This window comes from Brevibacterium oceani, from assembly GCF_017948325.1.
Taxonomy (GTDB): Bacteria; Actinomycetota; Actinomycetes; order Actinomycetales; family Brevibacteriaceae; genus Brevibacterium; species Brevibacterium oceani.
On the sequence record NZ_CP072846.1, the window covers coordinates 2,271,245 to 2,296,317 of the forward strand.

General features: G+C 68.2%; 25 protein-coding genes. All 25 read right to left on the minus strand.

All coding sequences use genetic code 11. The features are described 5' to 3' along the window. Positions 1 to 9 precede the first annotated feature (9 nt). Complete coding sequence (locus J9314_RS10110; protein ID WP_210602301.1) at positions 10 to 1,512, minus strand: carboxyl transferase domain-containing protein; 1,503 nt, start codon at positions 1,510 to 1,512, stop codon at positions 10 to 12. A gap of 10 nt (positions 1,513 to 1,522) precedes the next feature. Further along, positions 1,523 to 2,719 carry a CaiB/BaiF CoA transferase family protein gene (locus J9314_RS10115; RefSeq protein ID WP_210602302.1) on the minus strand — a complete coding sequence of 399 codons (1,197 nt, stop codon included), beginning with the start codon at positions 2,717 to 2,719 and terminating at the stop codon, positions 1,523 to 1,525. A 2-nt stretch (positions 2,720 to 2,721) separates the two neighbouring features. Then, positions 2,722 to 3,132, minus strand: a complete 411-nt coding sequence (locus J9314_RS10120; protein ID WP_246490324.1) for a PH domain-containing protein — start codon at positions 3,130 to 3,132, stop codon at positions 2,722 to 2,724. Positions 3,133 to 3,163: 31 nt separating this feature from the next. Then, entirely contained in the window at positions 3,164 to 4,003 is an 840-nt protein-coding gene (gene hisG, locus J9314_RS10125) for an ATP phosphoribosyltransferase (RefSeq protein WP_210602304.1), read from the minus strand. A gap of 54 nt (positions 4,004 to 4,057) precedes the next feature. Next, positions 4,058 to 4,321, minus strand: a complete 264-nt coding sequence (locus J9314_RS10130; protein WP_166972063.1) for a phosphoribosyl-ATP diphosphatase — start codon at positions 4,319 to 4,321, stop codon at positions 4,058 to 4,060. Between the two features lie 68 nt (positions 4,322 to 4,389). Further along, complete coding sequence (locus J9314_RS10135; RefSeq protein WP_210602305.1) at positions 4,390 to 5,055, minus strand: nicotinamide mononucleotide transporter family protein; 666 nt, start codon at positions 5,053 to 5,055, stop codon at positions 4,390 to 4,392. Positions 5,056 to 5,102: 47 nt separating this feature from the next. Beyond that, the gene (rpe, locus tag J9314_RS10140; protein ID WP_210602306.1) at positions 5,103 to 5,765 is read right to left on the minus strand and encodes a ribulose-phosphate 3-epimerase; all 663 of its coding nucleotides are present in this window, start codon (positions 5,763 to 5,765) and stop codon (positions 5,103 to 5,105) included. Positions 5,766 to 5,769: 4 nt separating this feature from the next. After that, complete coding sequence (locus J9314_RS10145; RefSeq protein WP_210602307.1) at positions 5,770 to 7,185, minus strand: RsmB/NOP family class I SAM-dependent RNA methyltransferase; 1,416 nt, start codon at positions 7,183 to 7,185, stop codon at positions 5,770 to 5,772. Positions 7,186 to 7,190: 5 nt separating this feature from the next. Further along, on the minus strand, positions 7,191 to 8,123 hold the full coding sequence (locus J9314_RS10150) for a methionyl-tRNA formyltransferase (RefSeq protein ID WP_210602308.1): 933 nt from the start codon (positions 8,121 to 8,123) through the stop codon (positions 7,191 to 7,193). 29 nt (positions 8,124 to 8,152) lie between these two features. Next, positions 8,153 to 10,234, minus strand: a complete 2,082-nt coding sequence (locus J9314_RS10155; protein WP_210602309.1) for a primosomal protein N' family DNA-binding protein — start codon at positions 10,232 to 10,234, stop codon at positions 8,153 to 8,155. A gap of 15 nt (positions 10,235 to 10,249) precedes the next feature. Then, entirely contained in the window at positions 10,250 to 11,455 is a 1,206-nt protein-coding gene (metK, locus tag J9314_RS10160) for a methionine adenosyltransferase (RefSeq protein ID WP_210602310.1), read from the minus strand. Next, positions 11,452 to 12,687, minus strand: a complete 1,236-nt coding sequence (coaBC, locus tag J9314_RS10165; protein WP_210602311.1) for a bifunctional phosphopantothenoylcysteine decarboxylase/phosphopantothenate--cysteine ligase CoaBC — start codon at positions 12,685 to 12,687, stop codon at positions 11,452 to 11,454. Before coaBC ends, metK begins: the two co-directional genes overlap by 4 nt. Further along, positions 12,684 to 13,019 carry a DNA-directed RNA polymerase subunit omega gene (gene rpoZ, locus J9314_RS10170; RefSeq protein ID WP_246490325.1) on the minus strand — a complete coding sequence of 112 codons (336 nt, stop codon included), beginning with the start codon at positions 13,017 to 13,019 and terminating at the stop codon, positions 12,684 to 12,686. The genes coaBC and rpoZ overlap by 4 nt, the downstream gene beginning before the upstream one ends. Before the next feature lie 12 nt (positions 13,020 to 13,031). Beyond that, positions 13,032 to 13,595: a guanylate kinase gene (gene gmk, locus J9314_RS10175; RefSeq protein WP_210602312.1), complete on the minus strand. Its 564-nt coding sequence runs from the start codon at positions 13,593 to 13,595 to the stop codon at positions 13,032 to 13,034. A gap of 19 nt (positions 13,596 to 13,614) precedes the next feature. After that, positions 13,615 to 13,926 carry an integration host factor, actinobacterial type gene (gene mihF / locus J9314_RS10180; RefSeq protein ID WP_181273465.1) on the minus strand — a complete coding sequence of 104 codons (312 nt, stop codon included), beginning with the start codon at positions 13,924 to 13,926 and terminating at the stop codon, positions 13,615 to 13,617. A 132-nt stretch (positions 13,927 to 14,058) separates the two neighbouring features. After that, positions 14,059 to 14,916, minus strand: a complete 858-nt coding sequence (gene pyrF / locus J9314_RS10185; RefSeq protein ID WP_210602313.1) for an orotidine-5'-phosphate decarboxylase — start codon at positions 14,914 to 14,916, stop codon at positions 14,059 to 14,061. Continuing rightward, positions 14,916 to 18,191: a carbamoyl-phosphate synthase large subunit gene (gene carB / locus J9314_RS10190; RefSeq protein ID WP_210602314.1), complete on the minus strand. Its 3,276-nt coding sequence runs from the start codon at positions 18,189 to 18,191 to the stop codon at positions 14,916 to 14,918. The genes pyrF and carB overlap by 1 nt, the downstream gene beginning before the upstream one ends. Before the next feature lie 12 nt (positions 18,192 to 18,203). Then, a complete protein-coding gene (carA, locus tag J9314_RS10195) occupies positions 18,204 to 19,364 on the minus strand; it encodes a glutamine-hydrolyzing carbamoyl-phosphate synthase small subunit (RefSeq protein ID WP_210602315.1) in 1,161 nt (386 codons plus the stop codon). Further along, entirely contained in the window at positions 19,361 to 19,855 is a 495-nt protein-coding gene (locus J9314_RS10200) for a PH-like domain-containing protein (RefSeq protein ID WP_166972090.1), read from the minus strand. The genes carA and J9314_RS10200 overlap by 4 nt, the downstream gene beginning before the upstream one ends. Then, positions 19,840 to 21,153 (minus strand): dihydroorotase, encoded by a 1,314-nt coding sequence (locus J9314_RS10205; RefSeq protein WP_210602316.1) that lies wholly within the window; start codon positions 21,151 to 21,153, stop codon positions 19,840 to 19,842. The genes J9314_RS10200 and J9314_RS10205 overlap by 16 nt, the downstream gene beginning before the upstream one ends. Beyond that, positions 21,146 to 22,126: an aspartate carbamoyltransferase catalytic subunit gene (locus tag J9314_RS10210; RefSeq protein WP_210602317.1), complete on the minus strand. Its 981-nt coding sequence runs from the start codon at positions 22,124 to 22,126 to the stop codon at positions 21,146 to 21,148. Before J9314_RS10210 ends, J9314_RS10205 begins: the two co-directional genes overlap by 8 nt. Beyond that, positions 22,123 to 22,674: a bifunctional pyr operon transcriptional regulator/uracil phosphoribosyltransferase PyrR gene (gene pyrR, locus J9314_RS10215; RefSeq protein ID WP_210602318.1), complete on the minus strand. Its 552-nt coding sequence runs from the start codon at positions 22,672 to 22,674 to the stop codon at positions 22,123 to 22,125. The genes J9314_RS10210 and pyrR overlap by 4 nt, the downstream gene beginning before the upstream one ends. Before the next feature lie 111 nt (positions 22,675 to 22,785). Then, entirely contained in the window at positions 22,786 to 23,196 is a 411-nt protein-coding gene (gene nusB / locus J9314_RS10220; RefSeq protein ID WP_181273458.1) for a transcription antitermination factor NusB, read from the minus strand. Further along, on the minus strand, positions 23,197 to 23,757 hold the full coding sequence (gene efp, locus J9314_RS10225) for an elongation factor P (protein ID WP_181273457.1): 561 nt from the start codon (positions 23,755 to 23,757) through the stop codon (positions 23,197 to 23,199). Positions 23,758 to 23,954: 197 nt separating this feature from the next. Next, positions 23,955 to 25,070 carry a 3-dehydroquinate synthase gene (aroB, locus tag J9314_RS10230; RefSeq protein WP_210602319.1) on the minus strand — a complete coding sequence of 372 codons (1,116 nt, stop codon included), beginning with the start codon at positions 25,068 to 25,070 and terminating at the stop codon, positions 23,955 to 23,957. Positions 25,071 to 25,073: the final 3 nt, after the last annotated feature.

A 25,073-nucleotide genomic window follows, 5' to 3' on the forward strand; every position in this document is an offset into this window, starting at 1 on the left:
TCGGTCCTCCTAGATTCCCAGGCCCCGATAGCGATCCATTCTGCGGGCCAGTCGCCTCGCCGAGGGTTCGCGCATGAGCGAGATGAGTTCGTATTCGAGTGTGGCGCCGACTCTGGCGACGAATTCCAGCGGTTCGTCGCTGGCATCGGGGTGCTCGGCGATGATCCGGTCGACGACTCCCGTGGCCTTGAGCATGGGAGCGTGCACCCCTTGCCGCTGAGCCATCTCCGGTGCCCGGTCCACGGTGCGGTGCACGATCGCCGAGGCGCCCTCGGGCGGCAGCGGTGAGAGCCAGCCGTGTTCGGCGCTGAGCACTCGGTCGGTCGGGATCAGTGCCAGCGCCCCTCCTCCGGATCCCTCACCGAGGATGAGGGACACCGACGGGGCGTCGAGGTTGGCGAGGTCGGCGAGGCTGCGGGCGATCTCACCGGCGATGCCGCCTTCTTCGGCTTCCTTCGACAGGGCGGCCCCTGGGGTGTCGATGACGGTCACCAGCGGCAGGTGCAGCTCGGCGGCCAGGCGCATGCCGCGGCGAGCCTCGCGCAGTGCGGCCGGGCCCAGCGGGGCGCGGGAGTCCTGCCGGAACCGGTCCTGACCGAGCACGATGCACGGTGCCGAACCGAACTTCGCCAGGGCCAGGAGCAGTCCGGGGTCCTTCTCCCCCTCGCCGGTGCCGTTGAGCGGGAGCACGGTGTTCGCCGCGGTGCGCAGCAGGTCACGCACCCCTGGTCGTTCGGGTCGGCGGGAGCTTGTGATCGCCGCCCACGCGTCCGAGTCCGGGTCGACCTCGGCGGGCGCAGTATCCGGGTTCGGGACCGGAGCGGGAACCTCCTTGGCGCCCATGAGCACGTCGAGGACGCGCGCGACGGTCGCGGTGATCCGCTCGGGGCCGATGACGGCATCGATGATGCCCATCTTGTGGAGGTTCTCCCCCGTCTGCACGTTCTCCGGGAATTCCTCCCCGTAGATGGCTTCGAAGACGCGGGGTCCGAGGAAGCCGATGAGCGAACCGGGTTCGGCCACGGTGACGTGTCCCAGCGATCCCCAGGAGGCGAAGACTCCGCCGGTCGTAGGGTGCCGGAGATAGACGAGGTAGGGCAGACCGGCACGGCGGTGGGCGATGACGGCGTTGGTGATCTTGACCATCGACAGGAACGCGATCGTGCCCTCCTGCATCCGCGTGCCGCCGGAGGCGGGTCCGGCCAGCAGCGGCAGCCCTTCGAGGGTGGCGCGTTCGATGGCGTCGACGAGACGTTCGGCTGCGGCGACGCCGATCGAGCCTGCGAGGAACCGGAACTCTCCGGCGACCACGGCGACCCGACGGCCGGCGATCGTGCCTTCGCCGGTGATGATCGCCTCGTCGACCCCGGACTTCTCCCGGGCGGCGGCGAGTTCGGCGGCGTAGCCCTCCGAGATCCCTCGCGCGGGTTCGATGGGGTCGGTGTCCCAGGAGACGAAGGAGCCGTCGTCGAGGACGATGTCGACGAGTTCGTATGCGTTCAGACGTGCCATGTCGACCCGCTCAGTTTCCGTCGGCGAGCCAGGCGACGATGGATTCGGCATCCTCGTCCAGCAGCGGCGGGGCGTCGTGGAAGGTGCGGGTGGTCTCGATCTCGCCGTCGCCGTCGGCGTCGAAGAAGCGCAGCGGCGGGCCGGGCAGATCGATGTCGCCGAGGACCGGGTGGTCGACGGAGACCTTGAGTCCTTGGCTCAGCGCCTGCTCCCATTCGTAGACCTCGGGCAGGGTGCGCACGGTCCCCGAGGGGATGCCGGCCGCGGTGAGCTTCTCGAGCAGCTCCGCGGAGTCGAAGGCCCCGAAGCGATCCTCGATGAGTTCGATGAGCGCGGGCCGGTTGGCCACGCGGGCGGCGTTGTCGGCGAAGCCGTCCGCGGCGGGGTCGATGTCGAAGGCCGCGCAGAACTTCTGCCACAGGTTCTCATTACCCACGGAGATCTGCACCGCGCCGTCGCGGCAGGCGAAGAGTCCGTAAGGTGACAGGGACGGGTGGTGGTTGCCGCCGGGCTGGGGTTCCTGACCGGCCACGGTGGCTCGGGTCCCCTGGAAGGCGTGGACACCGACCATGCCGGCGATGAGCGAGGTGCGCACGACCTTGCCCTTGCCGGTGCGTTCGCGTTCGAGCAGGGCAGCGAGGACGCCGTATGAGCCGTAGATGCCGGCGAGCAGGTCGGCGATCGGCACGCCCACACGCTGCATGTCCTCGGGTCCGGAGCCGGTCAGGGACATCAGCCCGGCCTCTCCCTGGGCGATCTGGTCATAGCCGGCCCGGGAGGATTCGGGACCGTCGTGGCCGAAACCGGTGATCGAGAGGATGACGAGACGGGGGTTGATCTCCATGCACCGGGTGGTGGAGAAGCCGAGGCGGTCGAGGACCCCGGAGCGGAAGTTCTCGATGAGCACGTCGGCGCGGGCGATGAGCGCGGTCAGCGTGTCCGTGCCGGTCTCGGACTTGAGATCGAGGGCGATGGATTCCTTGTTGCGGTTGCAGGAGAAGAAGTAGGTGGCCTGCGGATCGTCCTCGGGGCCGACGAAGGGCGGTCCCCAGGAACGGGAGTCATCGCCCCTGCCCGGGTTCTCGACCTTGATCACTCGGGCACCGAGGTCGCCGAACATCATTCCCGCGTGGGGTCCGGCGAGGGCACGGGAGAGATCGACGACGGTGTATCCGGTCAGCGGCCCCGTCGGTGTCTCGTTCGCCATTCCTAGTCCTCCTTGAAGTGGGTGCGTCTGCTCACGAGCATACGCAATCGTGCGACCTCCGCGTGGGCGCGGGGGCCGTCGGCATGTTGGATCGCCATCACCGGGTACGTGGTGCCGTCGGCGAGGTCGAGCAGCGGCCAGGGATCGTCGCCCTCGGACGAGAACGTCACCCCGAGGATCTGCCCCCATTCGAAGCGGCGCGTGCGCACGATGTTCCTCACCACCAGCCCGGTCTCGCTCGGTCGGGCGTGGATATCGGCGATGCGCAGCAGGGCCGCTCCGAAGACGATGCCCAGCAGGTTCATCCATACCATGTCGAGCACGGTCCAGGGTTCCCAGTCCACGACGAAGAGCGCGACGGACAGGATCGCGAAGCCTGCGAATACGACCACGGCGCCGACGAGGCTGATCACGCGCACCTGTCGGGGCCGGAAGATTCGCAGATCAGATTCGACAGGCGCCAATGTTCGTCACCAGGATCGCACGGGCTCCGACTCCGTAGAGGCGGTCCATGACGTTGTTGACCTCCTTGGCCTCGACCATCACCCGCACGGCGACCCATCCGGTCTCCTGCAGGGGTGAGACCGTCGGCGACTCGAGTCCCGGGGTCAGGGAGATCGCTTCGGGTACGAGCCGCTCTTCGATGTTGTAGTCGACGAGCACGTACTGTCGGGCGACCATGACGGATTCGAGGCGGCGTCGGAGCACGCTGATGCGGTCTTCGGCACCCTCGCGTTGGATGAGCACGCCTTCGGATTCGAGCAGCGGCTCGCCGAAGGTCTCGAGCCCGGCGGCGCGCAGCGTCGAGCCGGTCTCGACGACGTCGGCGATGGCGTCGGCGACTCCGAGCTGGATCGAGACCTCGATGGCCCCGTCGAGTTGGACGGTCTTCGCGTCGATGCCGCGCCGTTCGATGTCGGCGGCGACGAGGTTCGGGAAGCTCGTGGCGATGCGGGCCCCGCCGAGTTCGTCGGGAGAGGTGAACGCCCCGGTGGTGCCGGCGTAGAAGAACCGGGAGGCACCGAATCCGAGGCCGAGCACTTCCTGCGCCTCGGCACGCGACTCGAGGAGCAGATCGCGGCCGGTGATGCCGGCGTCGAGGATGCCCGATCCGACGTAGATCGCGATGTCGCGGGGTCGCAGATAGAAGAACTCGACCCCATTGACCTCATCCTGATGGACGAGTGTCTTGGTTCCGCGTCGAGTGGAGTATCCGGCCTCGCTGAGCATGTCGGAGGCGGCTTCGGAGAGTGCGCCCTTGTTGGGCACGGCTACACGCAGCATGGGGTCCCTTGTGGGTTGTGGGGCTTAGAGGTTCGGGCGGGCGTCGCGGAGTTCTCAGAGATGCGTATTGACGTCGTCGAGGCTGAGCCCCTTGGCGATCATCATCACCTGCACGTGGTAGAGCAGCTGGGAGATCTCGGACGCGAGCTCCTCGCGGGATTCGTATTCGGCGGCCATCCACACCTCGGCGGCTTCCTCGACGACCTTCTTGCCGATCGCATGGACTCCGGCATCGAGCTCGGCCACGGTCTTCGAACCCGTCGGTCGATCGTGGGATTTCTGCAGGAGTTCGGCGTAGAGAGTCTCAAAGGTCTTCACCCGACCAGCCTAATGCATCTGTCCGAACCCAGGCATGCGGGGTCTCATGTTCCGAACGGTCGCCGTTCTCAGTCGTCGGGGTCGCGGCCGATCTCGGTGGCCGAGCGGTGCGGCGCCGAGATCGTCTGCTTCGATCGCTTCGACCAGTCGAGGAGCCCGAGGACGACCATGACGAGGAAGACGAGGTAGACGGCTCCGGAGAAGACGAGACCTCCGGCCACGGCCAGGGGGATCCCGACGAGATCGACGGCCAGCCAGACGAACCAGAACTCGACGATGGCCCGCCCCTGGGCGTACATGGCCACGAGGGAGCCGATGAAGATGTAGGCGTCCGGGTACGGGTTCCACGACCAGCCGCCGAGGGCCAGGATCCACCCGAAGACGCCGGTGCCGATGAGCAGGGCTGCGAGCAGCAGACCGCGCTCCTTCCAGGTGGCCCACCGGACGATGACCTCACCGGAGGTCTCCCGCGACTTCTTCCACTGGGTCCAACCCCAGACTGCGGCGACGATGATGACGACCTGCCGGGAGGCATTGCCGCCGAGTCCGGCGGACACGCTGGCGGAGAAGAGGAGGACCGAGCCGAGGATCTGCACCGGCCAGGACAGGATGTTTCGGCGCAGGGCGAGCACGACCGTGGCCAGGGCGCAGATGTTGCCGAACAGGTCGGAGTACGGCACGGGCTTGCCCAGCAGCTCGAAAGCAGGAGTGTTCAACCAGTCGAGCAGTTCCATCGGCGGCTCCTTTCGGACAGCGGGTCGACGGTCTCGACCCGGGACGGTCAGTGGGTGTGGGCGGCGGCGAGTTCGCGCAGCTGCGTGATCGCTGAAGCGGCGTCCTCGGCGCCGTAGACGGCGGAGCCGGCGACGAGGACGTCGGCTCCGGCGTCGACGACCCGGTCGATCGTCGCGGCGGAGACCCCGCCGTCGACCTGGAGGCGGATCTCGAGGCCCGAGGCGGAGATGGCTTCCCTGGTCCGAGCGATCTTCGGCAGGCAGACGTCGAGGAATTTCTGTCCGCCGAAGCCGGGCTCGACGGTCATGATGAGGATCTGGTCGAACTCGCCGAGGAGGTCGACGAAGGGTTCGATCGGGGTCGCAGGCTTGAGCGCGAGGCTGGCCTTGGCACCGAGCTTCCGCAGCTCCCGGGCCAGGCGCACGGGTGCGGCGGCCGCCTCGGCGTGGAAGGTCACCGAAGCGCAGCCGATCTCCGCGTACACGGGGGCGTTGCGGTCGGCGTCGGCGATCATGAGGTGGGCGTCGAGCGGGATCGGGGAGATCGCCTGAATCCGTTCGACCACGGGCGGGCCGAAGGTGAGGTTCGGCACGAAGTGGTTGTCCATCACATCGATGTGGGCCATATCGGCGGTGCTGATCTTCTCCAATTCTCCGCGCAGGTCGGAGAAGTCCGAGGACAGGATGGAGGGATTGATGTCGATCGCCATGGGATCATTTCGCCTTTCGCAGCAGAGCCAGGAACATTCCGTCGGTGTTGTGCAGGTGGGGCCAGAGCTGAGCGAAGCGTCCGTCGCCGCGGGTCACCGAGGCGAAGCCGACCGCCGAGGCGCCGGTGATCGCCTCGAGCACGCCCGGGGCATCGAGCACCTCGACCTCTCCATCGCCGGCCTTCGCCCGGGTGCGCAGCACCTCGTCGACGATGAGCACGGTCTCGGCATAATGCGGTGAACAGGTCGAGTAGGCCACCACTCCCCCGGGTGCGCAGGCGTCGAGGGCGGCGGTGAGCAGTTCGCGCTGCAGACCGGTCAGTGCGGTGATGTCCGAGGGCTGCCTGCGGTAGCGGGCCTCTGGGCGGCGACGCAGCGCGCCGAGCCCGGAGCAGGGCACGTCGACGAGGACCTTGGCATAGGGGCCTTGAGCCGCCCGGCCGTCGCGGACTTCGGCGGTGACGTTGTCCAGTGCCTGCGTGGAGTCGCGGACGAGGTCGACACGGTGCTCGCTCGAGTCGAAGGCGGCGAGCTGCGTCGACTCCTGCGCGGCCGCGGCACCGAGGACGGCTGCCTTGCCTCCGGGGCCGGCGCACAGGTCGGCCCAGGTGCCCGCGGGGGCGTCGACCTCTGCCAGCGCCAGGGCGACAAGTGCCGAGCCTTCGTCCTGGACGCGGGCGCGCCCGTCGGCGACGGCCGGAACGTCCCGTGGGACTGCGGTCTCCAGGGTCACGCCGATGGGTGAGAGCGGGGTCGCTTCCCCGGGCAGCTCGGTGCGTTCGATGAGGCCGGGCAGGGCGCTGACGCCGACCTTGGCCGCGGCGTTGTCGGCGACGAGGAGGTCTTCGAGTTGGTCGGCCTCGCGTTCGTGTCCGCGCAGCGCCTGGGTCAGGGCGCGCACGATCCAGTCGGGGTGGGAGTGTTCGACGGCCAGGCGCTGTGTCTCGGAGGTGTCGGCGGTGACCCGGTCGAGCCATTCCTCCGACGTTGCCTCGGAGATGCGTCGGAGCACCGCGTTGACGAATCCGGCGGTCTTCGGCGCCGAGCGTTTGACCACGACGACGGTCTCGGACAGCGCCGCGTGGTCGGGCACGCGCATGGACAGCAGCTGGTGGGCGCCGAGGCGCATCGCGGCAAGCGGTTCGGAGTCGATCTTCTCCACCGGCCGTTTCGCCGCGGTTTCGATGACGGCGTCGTAGAACTTCTGGCGGCGCAGCGCGCCATAGGTGAGTTCGGTGGTGAAGGCGGCGTCCTGGGCATTCAGCCGAGTGCGGGCGAGCTTCGCCGGCAGCAGGAGGTTGGCGTAGGCGTCCTTCGTCGCCACGTCGAGGAGGACCTCCCAGGCGATGCGGCGCGGCAGGTTCTTGCCCTTGTCTGTTCGGCCTCCACGGCCTGCGCCGGTGCCTGCTGTCTCAGCCATGCGTGTCATGCTCCCTGGTCGGTGTTCGGGTCGAAGCGGATCTCGCCGTGCCCGCGCAGATAGTCCGCTGCGGACATCCGGGGTTTGCCGAAGGGCTGGATCCAGGCGACGTGCACCCAGCCGTCCCCGCAGCGCAGCAGGGCCGCATTCTGCGCGGTCCGAAGCGTGCCGGGGTCCGCGTCCGCGGTGATCTCGGGGGCCGGGGTGAGGCCGAAGAGCTTCGTCCGCCTGCCGTCGAGCTCCGCCCACGGGCCCGGGCTCGGGCTGGTGCCGCGGGCGCGGTCGATGACGCGGGCGGCGGGTTCTGTGAAGTCGAGGCGGGCGTCGGCGACGGTGATCTTCTCCGCATGGCTCGCCTCCCCGGTCTGCGGGGTCTCTGTCGCGGTTCCCGCGGCGAGTTCGTCAAGCGCGGTGACGAGTTCGGGGGCGCCGCGGCGTGCGTAGTCCTCAAGGGCGGCAGCGACGTCCGGGTGGTCGAGGTCGAGTTCGCGGCGGCGCAGCACGGGACCGGTGTCCATGCCTTCGTCGATCCGGAATACGCTCACACCGCTGCGGGTCACGCCGTCGATGAGGGCGCGTTGGACGGGGGCCGCGCCGCGGTAGTGCGGCAGCAGTGAGAAGTGGAGGTTGAACCAGCCGAGTCTCGCGGTGGCCAGTGCCGCAGGGCCGGCGATGGCGCCGAAGGCGACGACGGCCACGGCGTCGATGTCGAGTCCGCGCAGGGTGGTGATGACGTCTCCGCGCAGCCGGTCGGCTTCGATGACGTCGAGTCCGAGTTCGAGGGCGCGGGTCTTCACCGGTGAGGGCGTGAGGATGCGCTTGCGACCCACCGGCGCGTCGGGTCGGGTGAGGACCGCACGAATGCGGTGTTCGGACTCGGCCAGGGCCTCAAGGGCGGGCACTGCGACATCCGGGGTTCCGGCGAAGACGATATCCACCCCACGGATTCTACTGGTTCCCTCACCGCTCACAGTGACCGGGGATCGTCGATGCGGATGCGGACCTGCGGCTGCTTCTTCGCCGACCGTGCGGCGGTGATCTCCGCGGCCCTGGTGCCGACGCGGTCGCCGGCCGAGATCGGGTAGGCCCCGACGCAGCGCTGACCGTCCTCGGTCGCATCGCGCAGCAGCTCCTCGACCTCGACGAGTTCGCTGAGCACCGCATCGATGTCGGTTCCGGAGCCGGTGAGTTCGATGATGCGTCTGTAGGGCGGGAAGCCGAGGGCCCTGCGGTCGGCCAGCTGGCGGGACATGAACGTGACGGGATCGAAGGCCGTCAGCGTGGAGCGGATGAGTTCGTCCTCGTCGCCGAGGTAGACGACCCCGCCCTGCTCGCGTGAGCGGACGAGGGCTGCCGCGCGCAGTCGACGGCCGACGCTGTCGTCGATCGAGCGCATCCAGGGTCCCGGCCACAGGGAGTCGAGCAGGATCGCGGCGGCGTAGCCGCCGAGCACATAGGGTTCGGCCCCCGTGGTGGCGACGACGAGGCGCGGCGTCTCGTCGAGGACGGTGGAGATGTCGTCGCCGCCGGATTCGACGATCTCGGTGTCGGGCAGGGCGCGGCGCAGCTCTTCGACGGTGCGGGCGCGTCCGCGCACGATCGAACGCACCTGGTGGGAGCGGCACCTCGAGCAGGTGAATTCCTCAGAGTGATAGCCGCAGGAGCGGCAGGCGAAGGGCCCGACCTCCGACTGCGTGGTCAGCGTCGCCTGGCAGCGCGGGCAGCGGGCCACCTCCTGGCAGCGTGCGCACGCGAAGACCGGATAGTACCCGGAGCGGGGAACCTGGACGAGGACGGGTCCCGGCACGCCGCCGTCACGGGGCCGCGGGTGCAGTGCGGTGCGCATGATCTGCCACGCCCGGCTCGGGATCCGCTGCCAGGCGAAGGGGTCGCGGTCTTCGTCGGGGACGAAGACGACGGGGGCCGCGTGGCGTCGGGTGGGTCCGATCGGGGTGAGGTCGGCCAGCCAGCCGATCTCGACGAGTCGCTGCACCTCGGCGCTGCGGTCGGTGGCGACGAAGAGCAGCTCGGTGTCCTCGATCGTCGAGCGCAGCAGGGTGACCTCGCGTGCGTGCGGGTAGGGCGCGTGCTGGTCGAGGTAGTTGCGGTTGGCATCGTCGGTGCAGATGATGAGCCCGAGGTCGGCGACGGGGGCGAAGGCCGCGGCGCGGGTGCCGATCGTGATCCGGGTGTGGCCGAAGAGTCCGCGCAGCCAGGACTGCCAGCGCTGCTCCGGTGACTGGTCGGCGCTGAGCACGGCCACATCGGCGATGCCGGCGGCCCTGAGTCCGGCGTGGAGCACGGTGAGCTCCCGATGGTCGGGCACGAGCCAGAGCACGCCCCGTCCGGCCTCGAGGTGGGGCCGAGCTGCGTTCAGGCCGGCTCGGATCCAGCTCAGCCCGGGCGTCGTCCCGGGGGTCACGGCCAGGGCCCGGCGCCGAGGCGGCTGTGCGGTGCCGTGGTCGATATCGGTGTCCGCGTCGGTGAGCCACCGCCCGAAGCGTTCGAGGAGGGGCCCGTCGGCGGCCCGGGTGCCTTCGCCGACCGGGGCGCCCTCGCCGACCGGGGCGCCCTCGCCGACCGGGGCGCCCTCGCCGACCGGGGCGCCTTCACCGGCGGCCCGGTCCTTTTCTGCTTTGAGCACGGCCTTCTCGCCGCGGGCGTGGCGGGGAGGTACGGCGAGGCGGAGGACGTCGGCCAGGGTTCCGCCGTAGCGTCGGGCGGTGGCCTCGCAGAGGGCGAGCAGGTCGGGGCCGAGCACCTGGACGGGTCCACTCACCCGCTGGAGGGTCGCGAGCGGTCCGAGATGGTCGGAGGACTCGACGCGTTCGAGGAGGTACCCGTCACGGAGCCGGCCGGCGAACTTCACCCGCACCCGCACCCCGGGCAGGGCCGCCTCGGCGAGCTTCTCCGGCACGGCGTAGTCGAACACGCGTGCGAGGTGCGGCACCGGATGGTCGATGAGCACGCGGGCGACGGGGTCGTTCGCCGCGACCGGAACCTGGCCCTCGGCGGAGGTGCCGGTGTCGATCGGGAGGGGTTCGTCCACGCAGCCGACCCGGGCTCAGTGCGAGGACACGGCGCGCACGAGGTCGTCGGTGCGGTCCGTGGTCTCCCAGGTGAAGTCCGGCAGCTCCCGCCCGAAGTGACCGTAGGTCGCCGTCTGCAGGTAGATGGGTCGCAGCAGGTCGAGTTCCTGGATGATCATGGCCGGACGGAGGTCGAAGACCTCGCGGATGGCCGCGGAGATCGCGTTGGGGTCGACCTTCTCGGTGCCGAATGTCTCGACGTAGAGACCCATCGGGTCGACGCGGCCGATGGCGTAGGACACCTGCACCTCGGCGCGGTCGGCGAGTCCGGCGGCGACGATGTTCTTCGCCACCCAGCGCATCGCATACGCGGCCGAACGGTCGACTTTCGAGGGGTCCTTGCCGGAGAACGCGCCGCCGCCGTGACGGGAGAAGCCGCCGTAGGTGTCGACGATGATCTTGCGCCCGGTCAGGCCGGCGTCGCCCATCGGTCCGCCCGTGACGAACGGACCGGCCGGGTTGATGTGGACGTTCGCCCCCGTCGTGTCGAGACCGGAGCCCGAGATCACCGGGTCGATGACGAGTTCCCTGATCTCGGTGTGCAGCTGGGACTGGCTGACATCGGCCGAATGCTGGGTGGAGACGACGACGTTCTCGATCGATACGGCCTCATTGCCGTCGTAGCCCAGGGTCAGCTGCGTCTTCCCGTCGGGTCGCAGGTAGTCCAGCCGGCCGGATTTGCGGACTGCGGAGAGCTGCTCGGCCATCCGCGACGCCAGGTGGATGGGCAGCGGCATGAGCACATCGGTGGAGTTGTCCGCGTAGCCGAACATCAGGCCCTGATCGCCGGCGCCGAGGCTCGTGCCGTGATCGTCGGATTCGACGGCCTCGCGGAAGTCCAGCGGGTTCGTCACTCCGGAGTGGATGTCGGTGGACTGGCTGCCGATGGACACGGAGACTCCGCAGGAGTGGCCGTCGAAGCCGGTGTCCGAGGAGTCGTAGCCGATGCCGGTGATGAGGCTGCGCACGATCCCGGCGACATCGGCATAGGCGGCGGTGTTGACCTCACCGGCGACGTGGACGAGTCCGGTGGTGACCATCGTCTCCACGGCGACCTTCGCGTTGGGGTCCTGGGAGAGCAGGTCATCGAGCACCGCATCGCTGATCTGGTCGCAGATCTTGTCGGGATGTCCCTCGGTGACGGACTCGGATGAGAAGTAGCGGAGATTTGTTTGAGTCACGTCGTCGATTCTACGTGGGCGAACTGGTCGGTCAGGGCGGCGATGACCTTTTGTGAAACATGGTCCTTCGTACCGTGGAATTCCTCCCCGACTTTCGTCTGGCCGTCGACGGAGGCGATGATCTGGACGGCGGTGTCGTCGTGGCCGAAGGCGCGATCGTCCGAGACGTCGTTGAAGACCAGCAGATCGGCGCCCTTGCGGTCGAACTTCGCCGTGGCATAGTCGAGCGCCGAGGTGGCCCGGTCCCCGGTCTCGGCGGCGAACCCGACGATGAGCTGGGTGCCGACACGCTCGTCGACGAGTCCGCGGAGGACGTCGGGGTTCTGCGTCAGCCGCAGGGTCAGTCCCTCGTCCCCGGTCTTCTTCATCTTCGAGTCGGTGGCCTCGACCGGACGGTAGTCGGCCACGGCCGCGGCCATGATGAGGGCGTCGGCATTCGGCTGTGCCGTACGCATCGCCGCCTGCAGCTCGAGCGTGGATTCGACCGGGGTGATCGCGATGTTCTCCGGCAGCCCGGTGAGCAGACCGGAGTCGATGTTGGCCGCGACGAGTTCGACGTCCGCTCCGGCGGCGTGGGCGGCCTTGGCCAGGGCGATGCCCTGTTTGCCCGAGGAGCGGTTGCCGAGGAAGCGCACGGGGTCGAGGGCCTCGCGGGTGCCTCCGGCGCTGATGACGATGCGCCGACCGGACAGCCCGCCGGGCGTGCTCCCGTCCTTGGCGGACAGGGCGAAGTCGACGATGTTCTCGGGTTCGGGCAGGCGCCCGGGACCGGAGTCGGGTCCGGTCAGGCGCCCGACGGCCGGGTCGAGGACGTGGACGCCGCGGGAGCGCAGCGTGGCGATATTGGACTGTGTGGCGGGGTTGAGCCACATCTCCGTATGCATGGCCGGGGCCACGACCACCTCGGCGGTGGTGGTGAGCACGGTGGCGGTGAGCAGATCATCGGCGATCCCGGCGGTGATCTTCGCGAGGATGTTCGCGGTCGCCGGAGCGATGATGACGAGTTCGGCCTCCTGCCCGATGCGGACGTGGTTGACCGATTCGACCTCGTCGAAGATGTCGGTGGTCACGGACTGGCCCGAGAGGGCCTCGAACGTGGGGGCGCCGACGAAGTCGAGAGCGTGGGCCGTGGGCACGACCTTGACGCTGTGGTCGAGTTCCCGGAGTCGCCGGATGATGTGTGCGGCCTTGTAGGCGGCGATCCCACCGGCGACGCCGAGTACGATTCTCACTGGTCGCTGAAGTCGATCGCGCCGTCGTTGCTCACGGGTGCAGGCTGCTCGGCCTCGGGGGCGGCCTGGACGAAGTCGGCCTCGGAGACCTCACGGGCGACGATCTTCGACTCGTTGACCTCGCGGAGAGCGATCGACAGCGGCTTCTCGTTGGTGCCGGGCGTCACGAGCGGACCGACGTTCTCGAGCAGGCCCTCCTGCAGCTGGGCGTAGTAGGAGTTGATCTGGCGGGCACGCTTGGCCGCGATCGAGACGAGTTCGTACTTCGATCCGGTGACGCTGAGCAGGTCGTCGATCGGAGGATTGGTGATGCCTTCGGGCTGTGCGGGCAAGGAGATTCCCATCTAATCGGAGGTGGATATACCCATCAATGATAGGAGTTCTTCGGCCGCAGTGCGAACGTGGTCGTTGACGATCGTGACGTCGAACTCGGATTCGGCGGCGAGTTCGCGTCGCGCCGTCGCCAGTCGTCGCTCCTGCTCCTCCTCGGTTTCGGTGCCGCGCCCGGTGAGTCGGGACACGAGTTCGTCCCAGCTGGGCGGGGCGAGGAAGACGAAGCGCGCGTCGGGCATCTTCTCTTTGACCTGACGGGCGCCCTGCAGATCGATCTCGAGCAGGCTCGGGATCCCCTCGGCGAGACTCTCCCGCACCGGCGCGGCAGGAGTGCCGTAGCGGTGGCGACCGTGGACGACGGCGTATTCGAGCAGTTCGCCGTCGGCGATGAGCGCATCGAACGCATCATCGGTCAGGAAGTGATAATGGACACCATCGACCTCACCGGGCCGCCTGGGCCGCGTCGTCGCGGACACGGAGAACCAGACCTCGGGGTGATTCTGCCGAATATAGCTGCTGATGGTGCCTTTTCCGACGGCGGTCGGACCCGCGAGGACGGTGAGTCGATTGTTCACAGATCCGAGGTTGTCACACTCAGGAATATTTCTCCAACAGGGCGGACTTCTGGTGCACGCCCAAGCCCTTGATCCGCCGCGAGGTGGCGATGCCGACCTCGTCCATCGCGGCTTCGGCTCGACGGTCTCCGACACCGGGCAGGGCGCGCAGCAGATCGAGGACGCGCATCTTTGCGAGTGCCTCATCGCCTGCGGCCTTCTTGAGCACGGCAGCGAGATCGGTTTGACCGTTCTTCAGCGCCGTCTTGACTTCGGCTCGCGCCTGGCGCGCCTGGAACGCCTTGTCCAGAGCAGCGGAACGCTGTTGCGGGGTCAACGGTTCGAGTGCCACATTATCTCCTCTGTCACCATGAACGGGCAGGTAGGGAAGTCGTCTCAGTCTAAGTCAAAATCCCTGCGGAGGTGCGGAATGAGTCGAATAAAACTCCCGGTGCCCCGGAAATTCATCCTGATCGACGCGGACTCAGCTCTCGCCGATCAGCGCACGGTTGAGCTCGTCCGCGGCCGCAGCGAGCCCTTCGGGGCCGGCTCCGAGAACGGCCCGGGACGCGGTGGCGAGCACCTGGCCGGAGGCCAAGGCCGCGGGACCGAAGACGTCTCGCAGCTCGCGGATCCCCGCCCCCTGGGCCCCGACGCCGGGGGCCAGGATCGGTCCGCCGCAGTCGACGGGGTCGACCCCGAGCTCGCGGGCGGCCGAGCCGATGGTCGCGCCGACGACGAGGCCGAAGGGACCGAGTCCCGCTGACACCTCCCCCGCCTCGGTGAGGGCGGCGGCATTGCGGTCGGCGACCTGGGCGACGATGTGCCCGGCCACGGAGTCGCCGCTGCCCCCGGCGTGCTGGACCTCCCGCCCCTCCGGGTTCGAGGTCAGCGCGAGGACGAACACTCCACGACCGTGGGCGGCGGCGAGTGCGAACGCGGGTTCGAGCGCACCGAAGCCGAGGAAGGGTGAGACGGTGATCGCATCCGCGGCCAGCGCCGAGGCGGGATCGAGATAGGCCTTCGCATAGGCTCCCATCGTCGATCCGATGTCTCCGCGTTTGATGTCGAGGACGGTCAGGATCCCCGCCTCGGCGGCCGCAGCCAGCGTCTCCTCGAGCGCCGCGACCCCGGCCGAACCGTACTGCTCGAAGAACGCCGACTGGGGTTTGACCGCGGCGACGCGTCCCTTCAGCCCGCTGACCGTGCGGAGGGCGAACTCCCGCACTCCGGCCGCCGTGGCCGGCAGACCCCAGGACTCGAGCAGATGCTCGTGCGGGTCGATGCCCACGCACAGCGGGCCGTGTTCGGCCATCGCCCGGGCCAGTCGCTCACCGAACATCAGGCGCTCCAGTCCTGGAGGCTGCGGACGTCGAACTTCTCATCCCGGACCACCTCGAGCGAGGTCACGGCGGCTGCGAACTCCGCGAGGGTGGTGATGAGCGGCACGGAGTTCGCGGTGGCGGCGGCACGGATCTCGTAGCCGTCGGCACGTTCCTGGCGACCCGAGGGCACGTTGATGACCATGTCGATGGTGCCCGCGGCGAGGTAGTCGAGCACCGTGCGGTCCTCGGCGTCGGCCTCGAAGTGCTTGTGCACCTGGGTGGTCGGAATCCCGTAGCGCGAGAGCACGGCCGCGGTGCCGGTGGTGGCGACGACGTCGAAGCCCATGTCGACGAGCCGTTTGACCGGCAGCACCATGGCCCGCTTGTCTCGATCGGCCACGGACACGAACACGGTGCCCGAGGTCGGAAGCTGCACTCCGGCGCCGAGGAGGCCCTTGGCGAATGCGGTCGGGAAGTCGCGGTCGATGCCCATGACCTCACCGGTCGAGCGCATCTCCGGTCCGAGCACCGAATCGACGACCTTGCCCTCGACGGTGCGGAACCGGCGGAAGGGCAGGACCGCCTCCTTGACGGAGATGGGGTGATCGAGGCCGAGGGTGGAACCGTCACCCTCGGCGGCGAGCAGGTCACCGCGCAGATCGGCGATCGAGCGTCCGACGGCGACGAGCGCGGCCGCCTTCGCCAGCTGAGTCGAGGTGGACTTCGAGACGAAGGGCACGGTGCGGGAGGCTCGCGGGTTGGCTTCGATGACGTGGAGGACGTCGGCGGCGATCGCGAACTGGATGTTGAGCAGACCGCGCACGCTCACTCCCTCGGCGATGGCCGCGGTGGCCTGCCTGACACGTTCGAGTACGTCGTCGCCCAGGGTCAGCGATGGCAGCACGCAGGCCGAGTCGCCGGAGTGGATTCCGGCCTCTTCGATGTGCTCCATGATGCCGCCGATGTAGACCTCCGACCCGTCGTAGAGGGCGTCGACGTCGATCTCGATGGCGTCTTCCAAGAACCTGTCGACGAGGACGGGACGGTCGACGGAGATCTCCGTGGCCGTGGCCATGTAGTCGAACAGCTGGGTGCGGTCATAGACGATCTGCATACCGCGACCGCCGAGGACGTAGGAGGGACGCACGAGCACGGGATACCCGATGGTCTCGGCGATCTCCGCCGCCTCGGCAGCGGTCACGGCGGTGCCGTGCTTCGGTGCGGTGAGTCCGGCACGGTCGAGGACCGCTCCGAATTCGCCGCGGTCCTCGGCCAGGTCGATGGCCTCGGGCTGCGTGCCGAGCACCGGCACGCCGGCGGCCTTGAGCTTGTCCGCCAGTCCCAGCGGGGTCTGCCCGCCGAGGGTGCACACGACGCCGAGGACCTCACCGGCGGCGAGTTCGGCGTGGTAGACCTCCATGACGTCTTCGAAGGTCAGGGGTTCGAAGTAGAGGCGATCGGCGGTGTCGTAGTCGGTCGACACGGTCTCCGGATTGCAGTTGACCATGACCGTCTCGAAGTCCGCCGAGCCGATCGCCATGGTCGCGTGCACACACGAATAGTCGAATTCGATGCCCTGGCCGATCCGGTTCGGTCCGGAGCCGAGGATGATCACGGCCGGACGCGACCGCGGGGCGACCTCGGTCTCGTCGTCATAGCTCGAGTAGTGGTAGGGGGTGTGTGCCTCGAACTCTCCCGCGCAGGTGTCGACGGTCTTGAACACCGGACGCACGCGCAGGGCGCGGCGGATGCCGGTGACGACGTCCGTGTCCAGGCTGCGCAGCCGGGCGATCTGCTCATCGGAGAAGCCGTGGCGCTTGGCGATGCGCAGAACCTGCACATCGAGTTCCTCGGCGTCGCGGATGTGGGCGGCGACCTCGTTGATGAGCTGGATCTGGTCGAGGTACCAGGGGTCGATCTCGCAGGCGTCGAAGACCTCGGCGGGGCTCAGCCCTGCGGCCAGTCCCCGCTGCACGGAGTGGAGGCGATCCGCGGTGGCATGCGAGATCGCCTCGAGGAGGGATTCGCGCACCTCGTCATCGCTGACATCGGGCAGGTCGTCCCACCCGAACGAGGAGTCCTTCTGTTCGAGTGAGCGCATCGCCTTCTGCAGGGCGGTGGTGAAGTTGCGGCCCAGGGCCATGACCTCTCCGACGGATTTCATCGTCGTCGTCAGCGTCGGGTCGGCGGCGGGGAACTTCTCGAAGGTGAAGCGCGGAATCTTCACGACCACATAGTCCAGGGTCGGTTCGAAGCTGGCCGGGGTGACCTTCGTGATGTCGTTGGGGATCTCGTCGAGGGAGTATCCGACGGCGAGCTTCGCGGCCATCTTCGCGATCGGGAAGCCCGTGGCCTTCGAAGCCAGTGCCGAGGAGCGGGAGACGCGCGGATTCATCTCGATGGTGACGATGCGACCGGTCGCGGGGTCGACGGCGAACTGGATGTTGCAGCCGCCGGTGTCGACGCCCACGGCGCGGATGATGGCGATGCCGATGTCGCGCATCTCCTGGTATTCGCGGTCGGTCAGCGTCAGGGCAGGTGCCACGGTGATCGAGTCACCGGTGTGCACGCCCACGGGGTCGACGTTCTCGATCGAGCACACGACGACCACGTTGTCCTTGTTGTCGCGCATGAGTTCGAGCTCGTACTCCTTCCATCCGAGGATGGACTCCTCGAGGAGGACCTCGTGGGTGATGGAGTCGGACAGGCCGGCGCCGGCGATGCGGCGCAGATCGGTCTCGTCGTAGGCCATGCCCGATCCGAGCCCGCCCATCGTGAACGAGGGGCGGACGACGACGGGGTACCTGAGCTCCTCGGCGGCGGCGATCGCCTCGTCGAGGGTGTGGCAGATCGCGGAGCGGGCCACCTCGGCGCCGCATTCCTCGGCGATGTCCTTGAACTTCTGGCGGTCCTCACCACGCTGGATGGCGTCGACGTCGGCGCCGATGAGTTCGACGCCGTACTTCTCGAGCACACCGGCGTCGTGGAGTGCGATGGCCGCATTGAGCGCGGTCTGCCCGCCGAGGGTCGGCAGCAGCGCGTCGGGGCGTTCCTTCTCGATGATCGTCTCGATCACCTGCGGGTCGATGGGTTCGACATAGGTGGCGTCGGCGATGTCGGGATCGGTCATGATCGTCGCCGGGTTCGAGTTGATGAGGATGACGCGCAGGCCTTCGGACCGCAGCACGCGGCAGGCCTGAGTGCCCGAGTAGTCGAATTCGCAGGCCTGGCCGATGACGATCGGGCCGGAGCCGATGACGAGGACGGATTTCAGGTCGTGTCTCAGTGGCATGGTGGTCTCTCCTTAGGCCTGGGCAGCCGAATCGGCCTGGGAAGCGGTCATGAGGTCGATGAAGCGATCGAACAGGTAGCTCGAATCGTGCGGCCCGGCCGCGGCCTCGGGATGGAACTGGACGGAGAAGGCGGGGATGTCGAGGCAGGCGAGGCCTTCGACGACATCATCGTTGAGGCACACGTGTGAGACGATGACCCGCCCGTAGTCGGGACTGTGCGGGGCGGTCGTCTCCCCCGTCAGCGGCGCGTCGACGGCGAAACCGTGGTTCTGCGAGGTGATCTCGACCTTGTCCGTCGTGCGGTCCATCACCGGCACGTTGATGCCGCGGTGTCCGAAGGGCAGTTTGTACGTGCCGAAGCCCAGCGCCCGACCGAGCAGCTGATTGCCGAAGCAGATGCCGAAGAACGGCAGGCGTGCGTCGAGGACGCCGCGCAGCAGCTCCACCTGGTCATCGGCGGTCGCGGGGTCGCCGGGCCCGTTGGAGAAGAAGACCCCGTCGACGCCGAGTGACTGGATCTCCTCGACGGTGATCGAGGCCGGAACGAGGTGGACGTCGATGCCGCGTTCGGCCATGCGTTCGGGTGTCATCGATTTGATGCCGAGGTCGACGGCGGCGACGCTGAAGCGCTTCTCCCCTCGGGAGGGAATGAGCCTCGCCTGCTCGGTGGTGACCTCGTCGACGAGGTTGGCACCGGCCATCTCGGGTGCGGCCTGGACGCGTGCGAGCAGTTCGTCGGCGGGGGCCTCGGCGGCAGGTCCGGAGAAGATGCCCATGCGCATCGCTCCCTTGTCGCGCAGATGCCGGGTCAGGGCGCGGGTGTCGACATCGGATATGCCGACGATGCCGGACTCGTTCAGCCAGTCGGCGAGGTCTCCTTCGGAACGCCAGTTCGAGGAGATCCGGGAGGCGTCGCGGACGACGTATCCGGCGGCCCAGATCCGGCCCGATTCGTCGTCGGTGCGGTTGACGCCGGTGTTGCCGATGTGCGGGGCGGCCTGGATGATGATCTGCCGATGATAGGACGGATCAGTCAGGGTCTCCTGGTAGCCGGTCATGGCGGTGACGAACACGGCCTCACCGGTGGTCTCACCGACGCTGCCGTATGCGGAGCCTGAGAAGGTGCGTCCGTCTTCGAGGACGAGGACTGCGGGGGTGGTGGAAAAGCTCATTGTGCCTCTTCGATCATTTCACGGATGCGGTCGACGGTGGGGGCGGTGGATGCGGCGTAGCGGGCTCGGAAGCCGGTGTCGACGAGGGTGTCGCCGAGCCGCCAGGTGATGCGGACGATGCCGCCGCGTTCGACGAACTTGCCGATCATCCCCGAGGTGGTGTCGACGGAGACGATGTCACGGCGCGGGATGAGGAAGTCCTCACGTCCGGCGAGGTCCATGATCACTCCCCCGTCGGTGATGACGAGTTCTCCTGTGGTGCGGATGCCCAGCCCGTGCACGGCGACGCGTTCGAGCGGGTGCCCGGCCTTCGTCGTCGAGACATAGGAGCCTTCGACGGGATCGGCCACAGGAGTGATCCCCAGATGCGGCTTCGGCGGGGTGGCGACATCGGACTGCGCCCGCTTGCGTCGGCTCCATCCCCAGGCGATCGCGATGATCACCAGGAGGATGACGACTGCGACGATGAGGGTGCCTACTGATCGGTCCATGTTGCTCCTGCCGGGTGGGGTGTTGTCAGTGCTCCTGCGGCCAGTACCCGGTGGCCGTAGAAGAAGGTGTCGGTGACCGCAGCGCTCACCTCGATGCCGGCGAAGGGGTTGTTGCGGCCCTTCGTGGCGTGATCTGCGGGTTCGATGCGGTGCGGTCGGTTCGGGTCGACGAGGACGATGTTCGCGCTCGCCCCGATCTCGAGGCTGCCGTGACCGGAGGCGCCGGTGATCCTCGCCGGCGCCGCGGACATCACACGCGCGACGTCGCCGAAGTCGAAGTCGTGGCCCTTCATCGCCTCGACGACGATGGACAGCGCCGATTCCATGCCGACCATGCCCATGGCCGCCGCGGTCCATTCGCTGCATTTGTGTTCGGCGGTGTGCGGCGCGTGGTCGGTGCCGACGACGTCGATGGTGCCGTCGGCCAGCGCCTCACGCAGGGCGTGGACGTCGGAGTCGGTGCGCAGCGGCGGGTTGACCTTGTAGACGGGGTCGAAGGTGCGCACGAGTTCATCGGTGAGCATGAGATGGTGCGGGGTCACCTCGGCGGTGACGGCCACTCCTCTGGCCTTGGCCCAGCGGATGAGGTCGACGCTGCCGGCGGTCGAGACGTGGCAGACGTGCAGTCGGGAGCCGACGTGCTCGGCGAGCAGGACGTCGCGGGCGATGATCGACTCCTCGGCGACCGCGGGCCAGCCGGGCAGTCCGAGTTCGGCGGAGACCTCCCCCTCATTCATCTGCGCGCCTTCGGTCAGCCGCGGTTCCTGGGCGTGCTGGGCGATGATGCCGTCGAAGGTCTTGACGTATTCGAGGGCGCGGCGCATCAGCAGCGGGTCGGAGACGCAGATGCCGTCGTCGGAGAACATCCGCACCCGTGCGGCCGATCTGGCCATCGCACCGAGTTCGGCCAGCTGTCGGCCTTCGAGGCCGATGGTCACGGCGCCGACGGGCACGACCTCGGTGAAGCCGGCCGAGCGGCCCAGCCGGTGGACCTGCTCGACGACGCCGGCCGTGTCGGCCACGGGGGCGGTGTTCGCCATGGCGTGCACGCACGTGAAGCCGCCGGCTGCGGCCGAGCGGGATCCGGTGAGCACGGTCTCGGCGTCTTCCTTGCCGGGTTCGCGCAGATGCGTGTGCATGTCGACGAGGCCGGGCAGGGCGACGAGCCCCGCGGCGTCGATGACCTCGGCGGAGGTGGCGTCGAGGAGTTCGGGATCGACGATGCGTCCGTCGCGGATGGCGATATCGGCGGTTCCGCGTCCGAGCACGTTCGCTCCGCGGATGAGGTAGTCAGACATTGGTCTCCTCCTGACCTGTCAGCAGGCGGTAGAGGACCGCCATGCGCACGCTCACACCGTTCTCGACCTGGTCGAGAACGAGGGCGCGGGGTGAGTCCGCTGCGGCGGCGGAGATCTCGAAGCCGCGGTTCATGGGGCCCGGGTGCATGATGAACGTGCTCTCGGGCAGGGTCTCGAGTCGGGCGGGGCTGAGCCCCCACAGCCGCGCGTATTCGCGGGCGTTGGGGAAGAACGACTCGTGCATGCGTTCGTGTTGGACGCGCAGCATCATCACCGCCGCGAAGTCAGCGGCGGCCAGTGCGGCATCGAAGTCGTAGTGGACGGTCACCGGCCAGTTCTCCACTCCCCACGGCAGCAGCGTGGGCGGGGCGATGAGGTGCACGTCGGCGCCGAGGCGGTCGAGCAGGTGCACATTCGACCGTGCCACTCGTGAGTGGAGGACGTCGCCGACGATGGCGACCTTCGCCCCGTCGAGGCCGGCCCCGCGGGGTCCTCCGGACACCGGCCCCGAGGCGGGGACCCCGGCCAGTGCCCGACGCAGGGTGAAGGCGTCGAGGAGAGCCTGGGTGGGGTGTTCGTGGGTGCCGTCTCCGGCGTTGACGACGGGCACGTCGATCCACCCGGTGTGGGCGAGGCGATGGGCCGTACCGGCTCCGGAGTGGCGGACGACTATCGCGTCGGCGCCCATCGCCGAGATCGTCTGGATGGTGTCCTGCAGGCTCTCGCCCTTGGACACCGACGAGCCCTTCGCGGAGAAGTTGAGGACATCGGCGGAGAGTCGCTTCGCCGCGGCCTCGAAGGACAGGCGGGTGCGGGTCGAGTTCTCGAAGAAGAGGTTGACCACCGTGCGACCGCGCAGCACGGGCAGCTTCTTGACCTCGCGCTGGGAGACCAACGCCATCTCCTCGGCGATGTCGAGGATGCCGATGGCGTCCTCGCGGGACAGTGATGCGGTGTCGAGCAGGTGCTTCATTCGCGACCTCCCGAGATGGTCACGGCATCGGTTCCGTCGATCTCGGACAGGGAGACGTTGACGCGTTCGCTGCTGGACGTCGGGAGGTTCTTGCCGACGTGGTCGGCCCGGATCGGCAGGTCGCGGTGGCCGCGGTCGACGAGGACCGCGAGTCTCACCTTCGAGGGCCGGCCGAGATCGGCCAGGCCATCGAGCGCCGCGCGGATGGTGCGGCCAGAGAAGAGCACATCGTCGACGAGGACGACGGTCTTCGCGTCGATGCCCGCGGCGGGGATCGAGGTGGGCTCGGGTGCCCGGTAGGAGCCGCCGCGCAGATCGTCGCGGTACATGGTGATGTCGAGGCTTCCGGCCAGTTCGCCGGCGGAGGCAGGGCTGCCTTCGATCGCGGCGATCGCCTCGGCGAGCCGGTGGGCCAGCGGGACTCCGCGGCGCGGAATCCCGAGCAGGACGATGTCCTCGCTGCCTTTGTTGGACTCGATGATCTCGTGCGCGATGCGGGTGACCGCCCGTGAGACATCAGCTGCGTCCAGCACTGTTCGCTGTGTCATGGTTCCCCTTCTCCGCCTCTCCGGACGGTGGTTAAAGGAGTGGTTCGATTCGATTGTAGACCTCGTGCGAGGCGCTCTCGCAGGCGGGTCCGGAGTGCGGACCCGCCTGCGTCAGATGAGCGTCGGCTTGACGTCGAGGATGCGTGAGAGCAGGCCCGAGACGAACCCGGGTGAGTCATCGGTGGAAAACTGCCGGGCCAGCGAGACCGCCTCGTCGATGGCGACCTTGTCGGGCACCTCGTCGTTGAACAGGATCTCCCACGTGCCGATCTCGAGCAGGGACCGGTCGACGGCCGGCATCCGGTCGAGCGTCCAGCCTTGCGCGTAGGTGGAGATGATCTCGTCGATCTCCTCCTGCTTCTCGGTGATGCCCGTGACGATCTCGACCGCGTATTCCTTCATGGGGTAGTCGGGATCGTTCGACCGCATGGTGACGAGCTCGTCGATCGCGAGTCGTCGCTGCCCGGCTTCGAAGAGCAGCTCGAGAGCCCGGCGACGGGCTCGTGTGCGTGCCGAGGCCACTTACTTGACGCGTCCGAGGTAGTCGCCGCTGCGGGTGTCGACCTTGACCTTGGTGCCCTCTTCGAGGAACAGCGGCACCTGGATCTCGTAGCCGGTCTCGAGCGTCGCGGGCTTCGATCCGCCGGTCGAGCGGTCGCCCTGGAGGCCGGGTTCGGTGTGGGTGATGGTCAGTTCGACCGAGGGCGGCAGCTCCACGGACAGCGGGGTGCCCTCATGGAAGGAGATCTGCAGGTCCTGGTTCTCGAGCATGTAGTTCGCGGCGTCGCCGACGAGCTCGGCGGAGATGTTGACCTGGTCGTAGTCCTTCGAGTCCATGAACACGTAGTCGGTGCCGTCATGGTAGAGGTACTGCATGTCGCGGCGGTCGACGTTGGCCGTCTCGACCTTCGTGCCGGCGTTGAAGGTCTTGTCGATGATCTTGCCGGAGGTGACGTTCTTCATCTTGGTGCGGACGAACGCCGGCCCCTTGCCGGGCTTGACGTGCTGGAACTCGAGCACCTGCCACAGCTGGTTGTCGATGTTGAGCACAAGGCCGTTCTTCAGGTCGTTGGTTGTCGCCACTAATTCGTCCTTCTTCGCGTCATAACGGATCACCGATCGATGATCGCCGATTGGTCAGGCATCTCCGCCGCCCTGCAGGAGGGCAGGTGAGACTCATTCCTGGACGATTCTAGCAAGCCCGCCCAGCGCCGTGCATCCGCACGTGTCGAGTGCTGTGTCAGCGTGTTGGGTGCTGTGTCAGCGTGTCGAGTGCTGCCTCAGCCGAGTCCGGTGCGCAGCGGCACCGTCGGTGACGTCTCGCCGATCTCCTGGTAGGCGGTGTGGAGGATCGAGGCGTCGGGGATCTCGACGGTCGAGGGTTCGCCGATGTCGGACAGCAGCACCATCCGCAGCATCGCTCCGCGGGCCTTCTTGTCCCGTTTCATCGTGTCCAGCAGCTGCGGCCACACATCGGAGCGGTATCCGGTGGGCAGGCCGAGCTTGCTCAGCAGCTCGCGGTGGAGGTCGACGGTCTCGTACGGGAGGCTCTTGACCATCGAGGCGACCTCGGCGGCGAAGACCATTCCCACGGACACGGCGGCTCCGTGGCGCCACTGGTAGCGCTCCTTGTGTTCGATCGCGTGGGCCAGCGTGTGCCCGTAGTTGAGGATCTCTCGTCGCCCGGACTCCTCGAAGTCGTCGGAGACGACATCGGCCTTGACGCGGATGGACCGTTCGATGAGTTCGCGCAGGACGGGCCCGCCGACGTCGCCGATCTCCTCCTTCGAATGGGAGGAGACGAGGTCGAGGATGGCGGGGTCGGCGATGAAGCCGGTCTTGACCACCTCGGCGAGGCCGGTGAAGAGTTCGTTCTCCGGCAGGGTCGCGAGCGTGTCAAGGTCGACGAGGACACCGGCCGGGGCGTGGAAGGAGCCGACGAGGTTCTTGCCCTCGGCGGTATTGATGCCGGTCTTTCCGCCGACGGCGGCGTCGACCATGCCGAGGACCGTAGTGGGGATGTGGATGACGCGGATGCCGCGCAGCCAAGTGGCGGCGACGAAACCGCCGAGGTCGCTCACCGCACCTCCGCCGACGGTGACGATGGCGTCGGTGCGGGTGAAGTCGGACTGTCCGAGCACCTGCCAGCAGAAGGCGGCGACCTGGATGTGTTTGGCCTCTTCGGCGTCGGGGATCTCCGCGGCCACGGCCTCGAATCCGGTCGCCGCGAGGTCGTCGCGGACGGTCTCGCCGGTGGTGCGCAGAGCCCGTGGGTGGATGACGAGAACCTTCTCCACCCGGTTGCCGAGCAGTTCGGGCAGTTCGCCCAGCAGTCCCTGTCCGACGAGGACCGGGTAGGTCCCGCCGGCGTCGACATCGATGCGTGTGGTGCTCATTCG

Coding starts and splice junctions, on each gene's coding strand:
- J9314_RS10110 (WP_210602301.1), bottom strand. CDS start 1,512: ATGGCACGTCTGAACGCATACGAACTCGTCGACATCGTCCTCGACGAC.
- J9314_RS10115 (WP_210602302.1), bottom strand. CDS start 2,719: ATGGCGAACGAGACACCGACGGGGCCGCTGACCGGATACACCGTCGTC.
- hisG (WP_210602304.1), bottom strand. CDS start 4,003: ATGCTGCGTGTAGCCGTGCCCAACAAGGGCGCACTCTCCGAAGCCGCC.
- J9314_RS10135 (WP_210602305.1), bottom strand. CDS start 5,055: ATGGAACTGCTCGACTGGTTGAACACTCCTGCTTTCGAGCTGCTGGGC.
- rpe (WP_210602306.1), bottom strand. CDS start 5,765: ATGGCGATCGACATCAATCCCTCCATCCTGTCCTCGGACTTCTCCGAC.
- J9314_RS10145 (WP_210602307.1), bottom strand. CDS start 7,185: ATGGCTGAGACAGCAGGCACCGGCGCAGGCCGTGGAGGCCGAACAGAC.
- pyrF (WP_210602313.1), bottom strand. CDS start 14,916: ATGTTCGGTGAGCGACTGGCCCGGGCGATGGCCGAACACGGCCCGCTG.
- carB (WP_210602314.1), bottom strand. CDS start 18,191: ATGCCACTGAGACACGACCTGAAATCCGTCCTCGTCATCGGCTCCGGC.
- carA (WP_210602315.1), bottom strand. CDS start 19,364: ATGAGCTTTTCCACCACCCCCGCAGTCCTCGTCCTCGAAGACGGACGC.
- J9314_RS10200 (WP_166972090.1), bottom strand. CDS start 19,855: ATGGACCGATCAGTAGGCACCCTCATCGTCGCAGTCGTCATCCTCCTG.
- J9314_RS10205 (WP_210602316.1), bottom strand. CDS start 21,153: ATGTCTGACTACCTCATCCGCGGAGCGAACGTGCTCGGACGCGGAACC.
- J9314_RS10210 (WP_210602317.1), bottom strand. CDS start 22,126: ATGAAGCACCTGCTCGACACCGCATCACTGTCCCGCGAGGACGCCATC.
- pyrR (WP_210602318.1), bottom strand. CDS start 22,674: ATGACACAGCGAACAGTGCTGGACGCAGCTGATGTCTCACGGGCGGTC.
- aroB (WP_210602319.1), bottom strand. CDS start 25,070: ATGAGCACCACACGCATCGATGTCGACGCCGGCGGGACCTACCCGGTC.